The organism is Amycolatopsis sp. NPDC004378 (genome assembly GCF_053602455.1).
Map to the genome: position 1 here is coordinate 56165 of NZ_JBSGDR010000014.1, position 15904 is coordinate 72068.

Consider the following 15904-nt stretch of genomic DNA (forward strand, 5'->3'; position numbering starts at 1 on the left):
AGCCTGAAAGAGGGCAGCGCAAAGAGGCAGTCTAGCCCGAACGGCGCGGTCTGTCCAGGGGGCGCTCCCGATGGGGCCCAGCCTGCCTCGCGACGTCTTCAGGTATGCCTCCAGGCGAGCCGGTTGTCCCTCCCGCAAGGGCCGCCGGTTTCGCCGTCGGGAGTAAGCGTGAACCCACCGGGCCCGAGAGTCAAGATGCCACACGGGGGTCGGCCCGGTTGGCGCAGCGTGGGAGAACGTCAGCGGAGCGTGAGCGGCCAAATATACTTCCAGCTACCGGCGAGTAGCGCCAGTAATGCGCCGCGACCTGCGGCTTTGTGCCAGACCTTCACCGCGGCGGACGGCATTCGACCCCCGTCCGGTTCCGCGGGGAACCCTGACGGCTCGACCGCACAGTGACGGCGAAGGCGCGTCCGGCGCGTCCCACCTGACGCACGCGTCACACCTTCCTGTCCCGTCCGAACCGGTCCCGGCCGTGGCGGTCACCCGCTACTGTGCACGGAGGGAGATCGACTGTGATCGAGGGGTAGTCGCCATGTCCGAGCTGACCCGCCTGATCGAGCGCGTCCGAGCGGGCGCGGACACCGGCGGCGCGATGGTCGAGTCGTTCCGCACGACCGTGGTCCTCGCTCCCCTGGCCCCCGGGGGCCGCCTGGCCGCGGCCGACGCCGGCGGGATCCGCTGGGTCTTCGCCTTCACCTCGCCCGCCGAGCTGGCCGCGTGGGTGCTCGCCCGCGGCGGGGACGGCGACGCGGCGCAGGACTACGTGACGATCCTCGGCCGCCGGCTGCTGACCGTGGCACCGGCGAGCGCGGACCGGCCGGTCGGCGTCGCGCTGGACGTCGCCGGCGACCGGCCGATGCTGCTGCCCCCGATGCGCGGGATCGTGCCCGACGAGCTCGCGCTGGACGCCTGATGGCCGGCGAGGGGTACGGCCTCGAACCGGCCGCGCTGCAGGAGACCGCCCAGGGCATCCAAGAGGCGATCGCCGAGCTCAAGGCGCTCGGCTTCGCCGAAGGCGCCGAGGCCGGGCGCGGGTTCTCCGAACTGGAGCTGTCCGGGCTCGAGGTCGGGCACGCGGGCCTGCAGGATGCGTTCGGGCAGTTCTGCGAACGCTGGGAGTGGGGCGTCCGGACGCTGGTCCAGGACGGCAACCAGGTCGCCGCGCGGCTCGGCCTCGCCGCCGGCCGCTACCACGACATGGAGCAGTACGCGGTCGGCCTGCTCAAGGACGTCGCCGTCGACTTCGGCAGCAACCCGCACCAGAGCGACGAGCAGACCGAGCAGCAGTCCTGGCAGCAGCTCGCGGCCGGCGCGCGCCCCGACTACAGCGCGGGCTCGTGGGACAAGGCCGGGCAGCAGATGGCCGCGCAGTGGCGGGCGGAGGGCCGCGACCTCGCCGAGGGCCCGCTGGGGCTGGGCAAGACGGCGGCCGGGCTGGCCGGCGCGGGCGAGGAGTTCGCCGCCACCGAGGACCGGGTGTTCGGCCCGGCGCCGGAGGCGGGCTGATGGGCGTCTGGGAGTTCCTCGACGAGATCGAGGACCGGGCCGAGGACGCCGTGGAGACGGTCGGCCGCGGGCTGGGCAAGGTGGCGAATCAGGCGGCGCACGTCGTCGGCGACGGCCTGGACGCGGTGGGGCTGCATTCGGCGGCCGAGGCCGTCGACGGCTTCGGTGACAGCGTCGCGGACGCGCTCGGCGCTCAGGTCGGCGAAGCACAGCTGGGGCAGTCGGACGACCCGAAGCAGCTCGTCCACGGCGACGCCGGCGCGCTGCGGACCGCGGCCGGCCACCTGGCGAAGTTCGGCGGGGCGTTCGGCAAGACCGCCGACGGGCTGAACCGGATCGACACGGCCCACTGGACCGGAGACGCCGCCGACAAGTTCCGCGCTCAATACCGCCAACATCCAGCGCAGTGGTCCGACGCCGCGGAGGCGTGCACGCGAGCTTCGGGGGCTTTGACCGCCTTCGCCGATGTCGTGCAGTGGGCGCAGGGCCAGGCCGCGGAGGCCGCCCGCCTCTACGCGGCGGCCCGCCGGCAGTCGGAACAGGCCCGGACCGCGTACGACGCCGCGCCGCAGAGCGGCCCCTTCACCGACCCTGGTGCCGCGGGTGCGGCAAGGGCCCGGCAGCTGCTTTCGGACGCCCGCACCCGCCGGAACGCCGAGGGCGACCGCGCCAAGGCGGCGGTGGAGGCGGCGACGGCGAAGGCACCCGCGGAGCCGCGGTTCACCGACCGGCTGCTGGCCGAGGGTGGCGACCTGCTCCAGGAGGGCGGCGACGGGCTCGTCCACTTCTACGGCGGGATGGTCAAGGGCGCGGGTGACGTCCTCAAGTTCGGCCGGTCGCTGAACCCGCTGGACCCGTACAACGTCACGCACCCGGCGGAGTACGTCGCGGGTCTGTCGGGCACGGCGGCCGGGCTGCTGCACACGGTGAACCACCCGCTGGACGTGGTCCAGGGCATGGTGGGCGACGGCTGGGGCAGCGACCCGTTCGAGGCGATGGGCAAGCTGGTCCCGAACGTGGCGATGGCGGTGGCTTCGGACGGCGCGGGGGCGGCGGGCGAGCGCGTCGCCTCGGCGGGCGAAGAGGTGGCGAGCGTCGGGCGGACGGCCGAGGCCGCCGCCGGCCGCGAGGCGGGAGTGGTGGAACGACCGGCTCCGGTGCCGGAGCCCGAGCCGGTTCCGGCGGACTTCGGCCCGGCCGGCCACGACTTCACGCCGCCGGAGAAGGACCCGGCGACGCCGCCCGGGTGGTCGACGGAGAACCCGCACGAAGCCGCGTTCGACCGGTCGGAGCTGGTCGAGAGCCCGCGGGACGCCGGGCCACCGCAGCCGCACGACCCGGCGGACTACCAGGACCCGGGCCACCACACGACGCAGGCGGACCACGACGCGTTCACCGACAAGTTCGGCCCGGAGAACCAGCGGCTGCTGCAGGAACAGCTGGACCGGGCCCCGGACGTCGGGCTCGCGAACGAGGAGATCCGGGCGCTCGACCACTACACGGGCATGGCGCACCAGGACCTCAACCAGGCCCTGTGGCAGGGCGACAGCGCGGCACTGGGCAGGATGGATCCGGAGATCCGCGAGATGGTGTCGGGGCTGAACAAGCTGGATCCGTACGTGGGCGAGGTCCACCGCGGCATCGAAATCGGCGACATGACCACGTTCCTCGACCGCTACCGGGTCGGCACCGTGGTGCAGGAACCAGCGTTCACCAGTTCGGACGCGGCGGTGGCGTACAGCGGCAACGTGCAGATGACCATCGAGTCGACGACCGGACGCGACATCTCGTGGCTCAAGGACCCGTCGGTCGGCCAACAGGAGGTGCTGTTCCCGCCGGGCAGCCGCTTCGAAGTGCTCGACCGGCAACTCGACGAGGCGAGCAACACGTGGAAGTTCCGGCTCAAGGACATGGGGCGCTGAAATGCCGTTCGAACCAGGAGACACCGAGGAGACGCTGCGAGCCCGGGGGCTGAGCGACGAGGTGATCGAGCTGGTCCGCAAGTACCACATGCCGGCCAGCAGCCTGTCCCCCGAACTGCGGGAAAAGCGGCTGCGGACCGAAGCCCGGCTGGCGGAAATGCGGCGCAAGGGGCTCGTCGCGAAGCCGCGCGAAGGCGACAACTTCGCGCCCGGGTACCGCGAGGGCGACGGCCTGCACCCCGTGACCGAACCCCAGCCGTCCGCTCCCGCTCCGCCGCCGCGGGCCGAGGATCACGAGTGGGACGGCGTGACGCAGCGGACGACCTGCTCCCCGCAGGAGGCCGCTCACCGCGACCAGATCGCCGACGCGGCTCGCAACGGCAATTGGCAGCACCTGTTCGCGGTGCTGGACACCCGGTACGTCAACCGCGTCCGCCTCGGCGGCACCGAGGGCTTCGCCCCGCTGCACCAGGCAGCCTGGCACGGAGCTCCCGTCGAAGTGGCCCAGCGGCTGGTCGAGCTCGGCGCGTGGCGGCTCCTGCGCACCGCCGCCGGGCAGACCCCGTCGGCCATCGCGCAGCACCGCGGGCACCAGCACCTGTCCGGCATTTTGCAGCCGGTCGTCCGGCATCCACTGGCCGACGACGTCCTCCGCGGCCTCGAAGAACACCTGACCATGGTCGTCCGCGGCAACCGGTACGCCGATTTCGTGGCACGGCAGCAGCTCCGGCTCCCCCAGCTGGCACCGATCCTCGAACTGGCCGACCCGAAGCTGTGGTTCCCGGTGCCGGGCCAGCACGGCGGCATCGCCATCGAGCTCCACGGGACCGAGCTGACGGTGTCGAACTCGAGCCGGGCCGGCGGCTGGTCGCTGGTCTACCGGGTCACGCCCACCAGCGTCCACCTCGTCGAGGAGCGGATCGATGCCCCCGGGTTGCCGTCGATCGTCCGGTCAGCCGAGCCACTCCGGTAACGGCTCACACGCCGCCACCCACTCTTCCGGGGGCAGCGTCCCGCCCGCCGCCAGCACGCCGCCCACGATGGCTCCTACCGTGTCCACGTCCTCTGCCAGCTGGGCCGTCGTCCACAGCGCGTCGGCGAAACTCCCTTCGAACGCCGCCGCGATCCACAGGGCCAGGGGCACCGTGTCGTGTGCGGCCATCTCGCGGCCGGTTCCCAGGACTTCCGCCGCTTCGGCGGCGTCAGAGACCTTCAGGGCCGCCGTGAGGCCGTCGCGGACGCGGCCCGGTGGGACCAGGGGGATCACCGACGGCAGCAGGTCCGCCTCCGGTGCCGCCGCCCGCACCGCGGCCGCCGCCGCGACGGCCACCGCGCCCGCGACCCCCTCGAAGTGGGCGTGGGTGATCTCCGCCGACAGCTCGGCCTGGCGCAACGCCTGCGGCAGGTTGTCGCAGAACCACGCGCCCAGCGGTGCCACGCGCATCGCGCCGCCGTTGCCCCAGGAGGCGCGGCCGCCGGCCTCCGCGACCTCCTGCCACGGCTCGCCGCGGCGGATCCGGTTCAGGCGCCACTCCGCGCCCGGGCCGTAGCCGCGGGCGGGGTCCATGTGCTCGGCGAACGAGCGGGCCAGCGCGTCCTGGTCGACGAAACCGTGGCTCCTCAGGACCGCGACGATCGAGCAGGCCGTCTCGGTGTCGTCCGTCCAGCGCCACGGCGGGATCGGCAGCCGGCGGCCGACGACGTCCGGGTGGTCGCCCGGCAGCAGGATCTGGGCCCCGAACGCGTCCCCGGCCGCGAGCCCGGCCAGGGACATCGCGGCCTGTTCGGCTCCCACCGGCTACTGCTTGCTGATCGACGTCGGCTTCACGACGTAGACCACGCGGTGCTCGACGTCCCCGGGCGGGCCGTCCAGTTCGAGGCCGTAGCGCGCGGCCAGCTCACCGAAGAACTCGCCCTTCGAGTCGTCGTCGATGAGCTCGACGACGCCGCGGACCTCCAGGTACCGGTAGGGCTGGTCCGGGTCGTTGACCGAGAACGCGACCTCCGGGTGGGCGGTCACGTTCTTGTACTTCTGCCGGAGCGTGGTGTTCGTGAAGCGGACGCGCTCGCCGTCCCACGCGAACCACATCGGGTTGACCTGCGGCCGGCCGTCGGGCCGGACCGTGGCCAGGTGGGCGTACAGCGGCCGCTCCAGCAGGTCGCGGTGGCTGTCCGGGATGACGCTCATCGGTTTCCCCCTCGAGGTCGTCACGTTCTGCCAGACGACCTTACCGAGGGGGACCACTACTTCGACGGGGACGGGGACGCCGGCGCCTGGCTCGCCGCCGGGACCTTCGGGGCGTTGTAGGTGTCCATGTCGGTGATCTTCCACTTGTCGCCCTGGAGCTGGGCGTTCAGGTGGAGCTGGGCCGTTCCCGCGGTCGTCTTCTTCGTGTCCGTGCGGGTCGAGGTCTGGTCGACGAAGACCATCACCTTCGCCAGGTCGCCGTTGAGCATGATCACCGCGGCCCGGGTCACCTTGCAGGTGACGACCATCTTCTGCTGCGGGGCGAGCCGCTTCACCTCGCCCATCAGCGAGTTGTACTTGTTCTTGACGTCGTCGTTGGCGAGCAGGTCGTTCGCCGCGTCCTCGGTCTTCTTGATGTTGTTGAAGTCGTAGGAGAACAGCGACTCGGCCGCCTTCGAGACGGCGTCCTTGACCTGGGCGGTCTTCGCGACGTCGAGCAGCGCGGTGTTGCTGGTCGCCGAGGAGACCTGGACCTCTTCGGACTTGAACCAGAACGCCAGCCCGCCCAGGACCAGCGCGACGAGCACCAGCGCGCCCGCGACCACATACGGCCGCTGGGTGAGCGAAGTCTTCGGCTTCGCGGGCTCTTCGTCCTCGGAAGCGGCCGCCTCGGCCTCGGCGACGTCGGTCGGCTTCGCGATGCCGGTGTCGCGCTTCTTCCGCCGCGGCGCCGGCCGGGCCGGGGCTTCGTCCTCGGCGGGCTCGCCGGTGAGGGCGTCGACCTTCGGGTCTTCCTCTTCGGTCGAGACGGCCGCGAACACCGCGGTGTCCTCGGCCGAGGACACGGCGTCGCCGTCGATCCGGCCCTTGGCCGGCTCGAACGGCTCGGCGGGCCGCGGCGCGGGGCGCGGCGCCGGGCGCGGCCGGGGCTTCTTGGTCTCGGCGGGCACCGCGGGGAGCTGGCCGGTCCGCTCGGCGGCGGACTCGTCCGACGCGGGCTTGCGCAGGCCGGCCACGCGGGGCCGGCGCGACGGCGGCGTGCTGCTGCTGCGTGGCGGCTGGCGGCGGGAGGGGGGCACTACAAGCTCCTTACAGGTGGCGCTACTGACCGGCAGCGACGAGCGGGACGCTGTCGATGCCGGACAGCTTCCAGTCGTTGCCCACGCGGGTCATCGACACTTCGAGGCGCAGCGGCTTCGCGCTGCTCTTGTCCCCCTGGGTGACGGTGGTGGCGATGGCGGCGAGGAAGCTGGCCTTGCCTTCGTGGTCGTCGAGCTCCTCGACGGCGATGTCCTGGACGTCCGTGGTGACCTTCGTCTTGGCGTCGGCGAGCGCCTTGCGGAACGTCGGTGCCGACTGGTCGATCTGCTGCGACATCTTGTCGTCCGACACGGACTTCTGCCGGGTGAAGAAGCCGTCCAGGTCCTGGTAGTCGACCTCGGTGTAGGCCTTCAGGGCATTGGTGCCCGCCTTGACCACGGCTTCGCGCGACGCCGCCAGGTCGGCGTTGTCGTCGTTCGCGGCCACCCACCACTGGACGCCGAAGATCGCCGCCGCGATCAGCGCGGCCAGGGCCAGCGCCGCGGCGCCGAGCACCAGGATCCGCGAGGACGACTCCTTCGGCGACGTCTCGGGGGCCGGCTCCTCGGCCTCGTCCACCGCGACGGCGGCCGGCTCGTCCGAACTCATAGCACTCCAGGGTAGGTAACGGTCATCAAATCCACGTCAGGCGAGGCCGAGCAGCGAGCCCAGGCTGTTCAGGCTGACGCCGGGGCTGCCGACGATGCCCGGCACGCCCCGCGTGTCGCGCTCCTCGGCGAGCTCCTCCGCCGGCCGGTTCGCGTTCGCGTCGACGTCGCTCTGCGAAGGCGCGACCGGCACCCCGCCGTACGGCGCGTTCTGCGACCCGCGCACGTTGATCGGGCTGCCCTTCGGCTCGGCACAGTACGCGTCTTCCTTCGCCGGCTTCGCCGAGAGGTCGTTGCCGGTGCGGTACTGCGAGTACGGCAGGTAGCCCTTGGTGCAGGACGGCGGGTTGAACAGGTTGAGCACCAGCCCGAGGTGCGCGGTGCCGTCGCCGGGCGCGACACTGCTGGCCGCGCCGGCCAGCGCCGGGTAGGTGACCAGGCCCTGCTCGATGCCGTCGAGGCGGGTCACGGTCAGGTTGGCCGTGGTGAGCAGGTTCGCCGTCAGCGCGCCGAGGCCCGGTCCGGACTCCTTGAGCACCTGGCTGACCTGGGCGGCCACCTGCGGCGTGATGCCGATGAGCTTGCGCAGGTCGCCGTCGGAGTTCTTCAGGGTGCCGGTGAGCTGGTTGAGGCTCTTACTGAACGACGCGAAGTTCGCCGCCTCGTCGTTCTGCGTGTCCAGCACCTTGCCGCCCTGGTCGAGCAGCTGGATGGTCTGCGGCAGGTACTGCTGCGCGGTCGTGGTGAAGCTGCGCGCGGTGTCCAGGAGCTTCTGCAGGTCGCCGCCGGTGCCGCGGAAGGCGTCGTAGGACTGGTCGACGACCGTGCGCAGCGAGTCGACCGGGACCGACGCGGCCAGCGTGTCGAGGTCGCCGATCAGCCGGTCGGTGCTGACCGGGGTGGTCGTCTTCGCCGCCGGGATGACCGAGCCGGCCGCCAGGTACGGGCCCTTGTCGGCCTTCGGCTTGAGGTCGACGTACTGCTCGCCGACCGCCGACCGGTTGGCGACGACGGCGTCGAGGTCCGCGGGCACCTGCGGCGCCGACGGGTCGATGTTGAGGTCCGCCTCGAGCCCGGTCTGGGTGAGCCGCAGCTCGCCGACCCGGCCGATGTTGTAGCCGCGGTAGGTGACCTCGGCGTTGGTGAAGATGCCGCCCGACTCGTTGAGCTGCAGTTTCACCGTGTAGCCGTCGTTGCCGAACACCGTGCCCAGCCCGGCGAACCGGATCAGCGCGTACACGATCGCGACGATCGAAATGACCGCGAACGCGATCAGCTGGAACCTCGTCTTGCGCACCAACATCAGCCGGCCCCTCCCGACAGGAGCCCGAAGAGGTTGCCGAGCCCCGGCTTCGACTGCCCGGACTGCGGCTGGCCGCTCTCACCGGGGATCGGCAGCGGCGGGTTGCCCGACGCGCCCTCGGTCCCGCCGGTCAGGCCGGCGAGCGGCAGCTGACCGGACAGGATGTTCTGCCTGCTGTTGCCGAGGTTCTCGACGACGGTCTTCAGGTTCAGGTCCACCTTGGCGAACAGGTTGAAGTAGTCGCCCTTGACGCCGTTGACGGCCTGGTCGCTGAACGGGAACGTCAGCAGGATCTCCAGCGCCTTCGGCAGGTCGTTGCCCGCTTCGCCGAGCTTCTGCAGCGTCGGCGTCAGCGCCTTCAGGTCCGCGACGAGGTCCTTCTGCGACCGGTTCACCGTGTCGGTGGCGACGCCGGAGAGGTTGTCCAGCGCCTGCAGCATCGTGACCAGCTGGCCGCGCTGCTGCTCCAGGACGCCGAGCCCGGGCCCGAGGTTGTCGACCGCGCCGACCAGCTTGTCCTTCTGGTCGTTGAGCGTCGTGGAGAGCCGGTTCAGGCCGTCGAGCGCGCGGGTGATGTTGCGCGACTGCTGGTCGAGGTTCGTCACCAGCTGGTTCGCGTTGTCCAGCAGCGCCTTGATGTCCGGCTCGCGGCCGGACGTGGCGTTGTTGAGCTCCTTGGTGATGGTGTTGAGCTGGTCGACCCCGCCGCCGTTGAGCAGCAGCGACAGCGCGCCGAGCAGCTCTTCGACCTCGACGCTGCGGTTCGTCCTGGCCAGCGGGATCGTCGCGTTGTCGGCGAGCTTGCCCTGGGCCTGGTCTTCGCCGGGCGAGGCCAGCTCGACGTACTTCTCGCCGAGCAGGCTCGACTGCTTGACGTTGGCGAGCGCGTTGGCCGGCAGCTTGACGTCACCGTTGACCTTGAGCGTCACCAGCGCGTGCCAGCCGTCCTTGGTGAGGCCGACGTTCTCGACCCGGCCGACCGGCACCTCGTTGACCTTCACCCCGGCCTGCGGGGTCAGGTCGAGCACGTCCCGGAACTCGACGTTCACCGTGTACGGGTGGTCGCCGAGGTCGGCGCCACCGGGCAGCGGCAGGTCGTAGATGCCGTTGAAGGCGCAGCCGGACAGCGTCAGCGCCGACACCGTGACCAGCGCCCCGACGGTCAGGAGCTTCCTCACTGGCCACCTCCCGAGCTGTAGAGCTGCCCGGCGAGGGGCAAGGGCAGGGGCGGCAGCTTGCCCGACTGCAGCGCCTGGACGGTCTGCGCCACGGACGGCAGCGGGACCAGCCCGTCGACCACGCCGGCGATGCCCTCGCAGGCGCTGCCGAGCACGTCCGGGATGCCCTTGCCGGCCTGCTTGAGCAGCCGGCAGATCATCACCAGCGGCGGCTGGGTCAGCTCGTTGAGGTTCGGCCGGGCGTCGAGCGTGCCGGACGAGCCGTTGTACGTGTTGACCAGGTTGCTCAGGCCGACCGGGGCGACGTCGAGGATCTCGGCCAGCGAGCTGCGCTGGTCGACGAGGACCTTGGTGACCCCGGCCAGTTTGTCCACATTGGACTTGAGCCGGTCGTGGTTCTGGTCGATGAACGACTGCACCGCGGTGAGCGTGGTGCCGAGCTGCTGCACGGTCGCGGCCAGGTTGTCCTTCTCGGACGCCAGGTAGCCGCTGACGTCGGCGAGCTGGCTCTCGAAGCTGCGCACGGACTTGTCGGAGTCGGCCAGCGTCTGCGAGAACTTCCCGAGGTTCTCGACGGTGGAGAACAGGTCGTCCTTGTTGCCCGCGAGGGTGCCGGCCGCCTGGCCGAGCTTGGTGATCGTGTCGTGCAGGGCCTGGCCGTTGCCGTCGACGTTCGCCGCCGCGGTGTTCAGCAGGTTCGACAGCGACCCGTTCTTGTTGGCGCCGTTCGGGCCGAGGGTCTCGCTGACCCGGGCCAGACTGGACGCCAGCTGGTCGACCTCGAGGGGCACCTCGGTGCGGTCGAGGCCGATGACCGCGCCGTCGGAGATCCGCGGGCCGCCGGTGTAGGCCGGGGCGAGCTGCACGTACCGGTCGGAGACGAGCGACGGCGCCACGATGAGTGCCTTGGCGTCGGCCGGGACGGCGACCTTGCGGTCGTACTCGAACTCGACCTTCACCTGGTTGCCCATGGGGGTGATCTTGGTGACCGTGCCCATGTCGACGCCGAGCATCCGCACGCTGTTGCCCTCGTACAGGCCGACGGCGCCGGCGAAGTACGCGGTCAGGTGGTTGCGGCCGGCGTCCTTCAGGGTCCACCAGATCCCGCCGGCGACGACGAGCGCCAGGACGATCGCGATGGTGAAGCCCCTGGTCAGGGCCGATCCGAAGCGGGTGTCACTCATTTCGTGTAGCACCCCTCTTCGTTGAGCGGGCCCATCGACGGGAGCAGCAGGCCGCAGATGTAGTTGTCGAACCAGCGGCCGTTGCCGATGGTGTTGGTGAAGACCCGGATGAACGGCGCGAACTTCTTGATGCCCTCGGCCAGGGAGTCCTGGTTGCGCTGCAGCATCGAGGTCAGCTGGTCCAGCGAGGTGAGCACCGGGTCGAGCTGCTTGTCGTTGTCGTCGATCAGGCCCTGCAGCTGCGTCGCGAGCTCACGGGAGCCGTTGAGCAGCGACGTGATCGCGTCTTCGCGCTTCGACAGCTCGTCGAGCAGCTTGTTGCCGTCGGTGAGAAGCTTCTGCACCTCGGCGTCGCGGTCGACCAGGGTCTGCGACACCTCGCGGGTGTTGGCCAGCAGGTTGGACAGCTGCTGGTCGCGCGAGGCGATCGTGTCCGACAGCTTCGAGAGCCCCGACAGCGCGCCCTTCACGTCCTGCGGCGTGTTGGCGAAGGTCTGCGAGATGGTGTCGAAGCTCTGCGCCAGCTGCTTGGTGTCGATGTTGTCGACCGTCTGCGACAGCCCGCGGAACGCGTCGAGCACGTCGTAGGGGGCCATCGTGCGGTCCCGCGGGATCGCCGTGCCCGGGCTGAGCGCGCCCTCCCCCTGCGGGTCGAGCGACAGGTACTTCTGCCCGAGCAGCGTCTTGATCTTGATCGCGGCGCTGGTGCGGTCGCCCAGCCAGGCGTCCTTGACCTTGAAGGAGACCTTCACCGACGCGCCGTCGAGCTCGATGTCGCTGACCTTGCCGACCTTGACGCCGGCGACCCGGACGTCGTTGTCCTTCTGCAGCCCGGAAGCCTCGCTGAACTCGGCGGAGTAGGTCGTGCCGCCGCCGATCACCGGCAGGTCGTCGGAGTTCAGCGCGGCGATGAAGCCGAGCGCCAGCACGGCGATGCCGACCAGCGCGATCGGCACCGGGTTGCGCTTCTGGAACGACTTCATCCCTTGCACCTCTCCCGGTTCGCCGGCAGCAGGGGCAGGTCCGTCGCAGGGATCAATGGCGGCAAGCTGACCGTCCCAGTGAACTCGCAGGCGTAGAAGTTGAACCAGGAGCCGTAGTCCGCGGTGCGGGTCAGCGTGCTCACCTTCGTGGGCAGGAACTGGATGAAGTGCTCCAGCTCCGGCTCGTTCTTGTTGAGCTGGTTCGTGAGGGTGCCGAGGGCGCTGATGTCGTTCTTCAGCGGCTCCCGGACGTCGCTCAGCAGGCCGGACGTCGTCTGGGCGAGGTTGCCGAGGCTCTCGATGGCGTCGCCGATCGGCTTGCGGTCGGCGGCCAGCCCGGACGTCAGCTGCTGCAGCTTGACGATCAGGTCGTTCAGCTGCGGCGTGTGCGCGTTGACCGTGTCGAGCACCGAGTTGAGGTTGTCGATGACCTCGCCGATGACCTGGTCCTTGTTGGCGATCGTGGTGGCCAGCGACGCGGTGTGCGAAAGCAGGCTCTCGACGGTGCCGCCCTCGCCCTGCAGGACCTGGATGACCTCGTAGGACAGCTTGTTGACGTCGTCCGGGTTGAGCGCGGTGAACAGCGGCTTGAAGCCGTTGAACAGCTCGGTCAGGTCGAGCGCCGGCGTGGTCCGGTCCAGTGGGATCGTGCCGCCGGGGCTGAGCGTCTTCCCGGAGGAGTCGTCGCCCTCGCCGAGCGAGACGTAGCGCTGTCCGACCAGGTTCCGGAACTTGATCTGCGCGGTCACCCCGGCCGGCAGCTGCCGCCCGGCGTCGACCTCGAACTCGACCTCGGCCTGGCGCTTGTCGACGATCTTGACGTCCTTGACCTGCCCGACCCGGACGCCGGCGATGCGGACGTCGTCGTTGGGCAGCAGCAGGGTCGCGTCGGTGAAGCGCGCCTTGTAGGCGTTGGTGCTGGTGGTGTTGATGTTGGCGATGCTGATCCCGAGGATCGTCGTGAGCACCACGGTGACCACCACGAAGATGCCGAGCTTGATCAGCGGCGCGAGCAGGCCCCTCACTTCACCGTCACCTCCGCCCCGCGGTAGAGCGGACCGACGAGCAGCGAGCTCCAGCCCGGGACGTCGGTGGCGTTCATGCCCAGCTGCGGGCCGAGGAGGTCGGCCAGGAAGCCCTGCTCCGCGGTCGAGTACGCCAGGTCACCGCCGCCGCCGTTGCCGCCGGCCGCGTCCTGCTTGAAGTTGGCCGGGTTGAGGCCCTCGCCGACGGTCTTCGGCGCGGCCTGGTGCTGCGTGCCGTCCTTGAACGCGCCGTCCGGCGGCTCGGACGGGAACGGCTTCGGGATGTTCTTCATGTCGTAGCAGCGCGGACCGCGCTTGTCCTCGAACCGCGGCTCTTCCTTGCCCGCCTTGTAGGGCGCGCGCGGCACGATGATCTCGATCGTCGCGTGCAGGCCCGGCTGGTTGGTGCCCTTGCCGAGCGCCTGGTCGATCAGCGGCACGTTCTGGGCCATCTGGGAGATCACGCAGGGGTACTCCGGCGCGTACTTCGCCAGCAGCTCGGCCGTCGGCCGGGCGGTGTCGACGAGGGAGATGATGTTGTCCTTGTTGTTCTGCAGGAAGGTCTGCAGGTCGACCGACGCCGTCGTCAGGCTGCCGTAGAGGTCCGACAGGTTCTGCCGCTCGTCGACCACGGTCCGGGTCGTCGTGCTCAGGTTGTCGAGGCTCTGCACCAGGTCCGGCGTGGCGTCCTTCAGGTGGTCCGAGAACTCCGCGAGCGCCTTGAGGTTGTGCTGGAGCTCAGGCTCGTGCGGGTTCAGCTCGCCGATGTAGGTGCCCAGCTGCGTGAGCGTGTCGCCGAGCTGGTCGCCGCGGCCCTGCAGCGCGGTGGAGATCGCGGTGAGCGTCGCCGACAGCTTCTGCGGCTGGACGGCCTGCAGCACCGGCATCAGGTGCGCGAAGGCCTGCTCCAGCTCGACCGCGCTCGACGTCCGGTCCTGCGGGATGACGTCGCCGCTGGCCAGCGTCTTCGCCGAGGGGTCCTTCGGGATCTCCAGCGAGACGTACCGCTCGCCGAAGAGCGTCTTGGGCAGGAACCGCGCCGAGACGTTCTCCGGGATCAGCTTGGCCGACGCGGGGGTCAGCGCGAGCGTCAGCTCCGCGCCGTCCGCGGTGGCGGTGATGTCCTGGACCGAGCCGACGATCAGCCCGCGCACCTTGACGTCGGACTGCTTGATCAGCTGGTTGCCGATCTTGTCGGCCTGCAGCTTGACCGTGACGACCGGCGTGAACGCCTTGTCGTAGAGCGCGATGGACAGCGCCACCCCGCCGACCATCACGGCGATGAGCAGCAGGCCGAGCAGCCTGCGTCGGAGCGTCCTCATCCCGCGATCCTTACCGTGACGTCGGTTCCCCAGATGGCGAACCCGATGAAGAAGTTCATGATCGACACCGTGACGATGGACAGGCGCACGGCCTTGCCGACCGCGACGCCGACGCCGGCCGGGCCGCCGGTCGCGCGGTAACCGAAGTAGCAGTGCGACAGGATGATCAGGACGCTGAAGAGCAGCACCTTGATGAACGAATACAGCACGTCCTGCGGTGGTAAGAACAGGTCGAAGTAGTGGTCGTAGGTACCGGCCGACTGGTTGTAGATGTAGATGACGACCAGCCGTGACGCGAGGTACGAGCTCAGCAGGCCGATGATGTAGAGCGGGATGACCGCGACGAACCCGGCGATGATCCGCGTCGTCACCAGGTACGGCAGGCTCGGCACGCCCATGACTTCGAGCGCGTCGATCTCCTCAGAGATCCGCATCGCGCCGAGCTGCGCGGTGAACCCGGCGCCGACGGTCGCGCTCAGCGCGAGCCCGGCGACCAGCGGGGCGATCTCACGCGTGTTGAAGAACGCCGTCAGGAAGCCGGTGAAGGCCGACGTCCCGATCGAGTTCAGCGCCGAGTAGCCCTGGAGGCCGACGAGAACACCGGTGAACAGCGTCAGGCCGACCATCACGCCGACCGTGCCGCCGATGACCGCGAGCGAGCCGGACCCGAAGCTCACCTCGGCCAGCAGCCGGAGGACCTCTTTGGTGTAGCGGCGCAGCGTCCGCGGCGTCCACAGCAGCGCCCGGCCGTAGAACGACATCTGGTCACCGAGGGTGTCCAGTGTCTGGAGAGGACGGTTGGCGACGCGTTTCGCGCCCTGGAGGAACGTCATGCGCTAATCCAGCTTCCCGGGCACGATCTGCAGGTAGATCAGGGTGATCACGAAGTTCACGACGAACAGCAGCAGGAACGTGATGACCACCGACTGGTTCACCGCGTCCCCGACGCCCTTCGGGCCGCCGGAGGGGTTGAGGCCCCGGTAGGCCGCGACGACGGCGGCGATGAACCCGAAGATCAGCGCCTTGATCTCGCCGACCCAGAGGTCGGGCAGCTGCGCGAGGGCGGAGAAGCTCGCCAGGTACGCACCCGGCGTCCCGCCCTGCAGCACGACGTTGAAGAAGTAGCCGCCGAGCACGCCGATGACGCTGACCATGCCGTTGAGCAGCAGCGCGACGAGCATCATCGCGAGGGTGCGCGGCACGATCAGCCGCTGCACCGCGGAGACGCCGAGCACCTCCATCGCGGCGATCTCTTCGCGGATGGTCCGGGCGCCGATGTCGGCGCAGACGGCCGAGCCGCCCGCGCCCGCCACCAGCAGCGCGGTGACCAGCGGACTGGCCTGCTGCACGGTGGCGAGCACCGAGCCCGCGCCGGTGTAGGACTGCGCGCCCAGCTGGCGGGCGAGCGAACCGAACTGCAGCGAGATGACCGCGCCGAACGGGATGGCCACCAGCGCCGTCGGCAGGATGGTCACGCTCGCGATGAACCACGACTGCTGGATGAACTCCCGCAGCTGGAACGGGCGCTGGAACAGGCCGCGGACGATGTCCAGGCCGAGAGCGAACAGGTTCCCGGTCTCTCGGAGCATCCCGATCCCGGGG

At 70.3% G+C, this 15904-nt stretch carries 16 protein-coding genes; 4 read left to right on the plus strand and 12 right to left on the minus strand.

All coding sequences use genetic code 11. The features are described from left to right. Window positions 1-535 precede the first annotated feature (535 nt). The 4 genes from ACWEN0_RS32805 to ACWEN0_RS32820 are packed head-to-tail and all read left to right on the plus strand — an operon-like array spanning window position 536 to window position 4404. A complete protein-coding gene (locus tag ACWEN0_RS32805; protein ID WP_451982393.1) occupies window positions 536-916 on the plus strand; it encodes an SseB family protein in 381 nt (126 codons plus the stop codon). Beyond that, complete coding sequence (locus ACWEN0_RS32810) at window positions 916-1509, plus strand: hypothetical protein (protein ID WP_451982395.1); 594 nt, start codon at window positions 916-918, stop codon at window positions 1507-1509. The genes ACWEN0_RS32805 and ACWEN0_RS32810 overlap by 1 nt, the downstream gene beginning before the upstream one ends. Then, window positions 1509-3431 (plus strand): WXG100 family type VII secretion target, encoded by a 1923-nt coding sequence (locus ACWEN0_RS32815; RefSeq protein ID WP_451982398.1) that lies wholly within the window; start codon window positions 1509-1511, stop codon window positions 3429-3431. Before ACWEN0_RS32810 ends, ACWEN0_RS32815 begins: the two co-directional genes overlap by 1 nt. A 1-nt stretch (window position 3432) precedes the next feature. After that, window positions 3433-4404, plus strand: a complete 972-nt coding sequence (locus ACWEN0_RS32820) for a hypothetical protein (protein ID WP_451982400.1) — start codon at window positions 3433-3435, stop codon at window positions 4402-4404. Here ACWEN0_RS32820 and ACWEN0_RS32825 read toward each other — a convergent pair. The 12 genes from ACWEN0_RS32825 to ACWEN0_RS32880 form a co-directional block, all read right to left on the minus strand. Further along, window positions 4384-5226 carry an ADP-ribosylglycohydrolase family protein gene (locus ACWEN0_RS32825; RefSeq protein WP_451982403.1) on the minus strand — a complete coding sequence of 281 codons (843 nt, stop codon included), beginning with the start codon at window positions 5224-5226 and terminating at the stop codon, window positions 4384-4386. The two genes, ACWEN0_RS32820 and ACWEN0_RS32825, sit on opposite strands and share 21 nt — an antisense overlap. A gap of 3 nt (window positions 5227-5229) precedes the next feature. Beyond that, window positions 5230-5619 carry a PPOX class F420-dependent oxidoreductase gene (locus ACWEN0_RS32830; protein WP_451982406.1) on the minus strand — a complete coding sequence of 130 codons (390 nt, stop codon included), beginning with the start codon at window positions 5617-5619 and terminating at the stop codon, window positions 5230-5232. Between the two features lie 56 nt (window positions 5620-5675). Beyond that, entirely contained in the window at window positions 5676-6635 is a 960-nt protein-coding gene (locus tag ACWEN0_RS32835; protein ID WP_451982927.1) for a hypothetical protein, read from the minus strand. Between the two features lie 85 nt (window positions 6636-6720). Continuing rightward, window positions 6721-7308, minus strand: coding sequence for a hypothetical protein (locus ACWEN0_RS32840; protein WP_451982409.1), 588 nt, complete (start codon window positions 7306-7308; stop codon window positions 6721-6723). Between the two features lie 36 nt (window positions 7309-7344). Next, on the minus strand, window positions 7345-8610 hold the full coding sequence (locus tag ACWEN0_RS32845; RefSeq protein ID WP_451982412.1) for an MCE family protein: 1266 nt from the start codon (window positions 8608-8610) through the stop codon (window positions 7345-7347). Beyond that, complete coding sequence (locus ACWEN0_RS32850; RefSeq protein ID WP_451982415.1) at window positions 8610-9788, minus strand: MCE family protein; 1179 nt, start codon at window positions 9786-9788, stop codon at window positions 8610-8612. The genes ACWEN0_RS32845 and ACWEN0_RS32850 overlap by 1 nt, the downstream gene beginning before the upstream one ends. Continuing rightward, entirely contained in the window at window positions 9785-10972 is a 1188-nt protein-coding gene (locus tag ACWEN0_RS32855; RefSeq protein ID WP_451982418.1) for an MCE family protein, read from the minus strand. Before ACWEN0_RS32855 ends, ACWEN0_RS32850 begins: the two co-directional genes overlap by 4 nt. Further along, window positions 10969-11955 (minus strand): MCE family protein, encoded by a 987-nt coding sequence (locus ACWEN0_RS32860; RefSeq protein WP_451982421.1) that lies wholly within the window; start codon window positions 11953-11955, stop codon window positions 10969-10971. Before ACWEN0_RS32860 ends, ACWEN0_RS32855 begins: the two co-directional genes overlap by 4 nt. Then, window positions 11952-12980: an MCE family protein gene (locus ACWEN0_RS32865; RefSeq protein WP_451982424.1), complete on the minus strand. Its 1029-nt coding sequence runs from the start codon at window positions 12978-12980 to the stop codon at window positions 11952-11954. Before ACWEN0_RS32865 ends, ACWEN0_RS32860 begins: the two co-directional genes overlap by 4 nt. Then, window positions 12977-14302, minus strand: coding sequence for an MCE family protein (locus ACWEN0_RS32870; protein ID WP_451982427.1), 1326 nt, complete (start codon window positions 14300-14302; stop codon window positions 12977-12979). The genes ACWEN0_RS32865 and ACWEN0_RS32870 overlap by 4 nt, the downstream gene beginning before the upstream one ends. After that, the gene (locus ACWEN0_RS32875; protein WP_003060266.1) at window positions 14299-15135 is read right to left on the minus strand and encodes an MlaE family ABC transporter permease; all 837 of its coding nucleotides are present in this window, start codon (window positions 15133-15135) and stop codon (window positions 14299-14301) included. Before ACWEN0_RS32875 ends, ACWEN0_RS32870 begins: the two co-directional genes overlap by 4 nt. Window positions 15136-15138: 3 nt before the next feature. Beyond that, the gene (locus tag ACWEN0_RS32880; protein WP_451982930.1) at window positions 15139-15891 is read right to left on the minus strand and encodes an MlaE family ABC transporter permease; all 753 of its coding nucleotides are present in this window, start codon (window positions 15889-15891) and stop codon (window positions 15139-15141) included. Window positions 15892-15904: the final 13 nt, after the last annotated feature.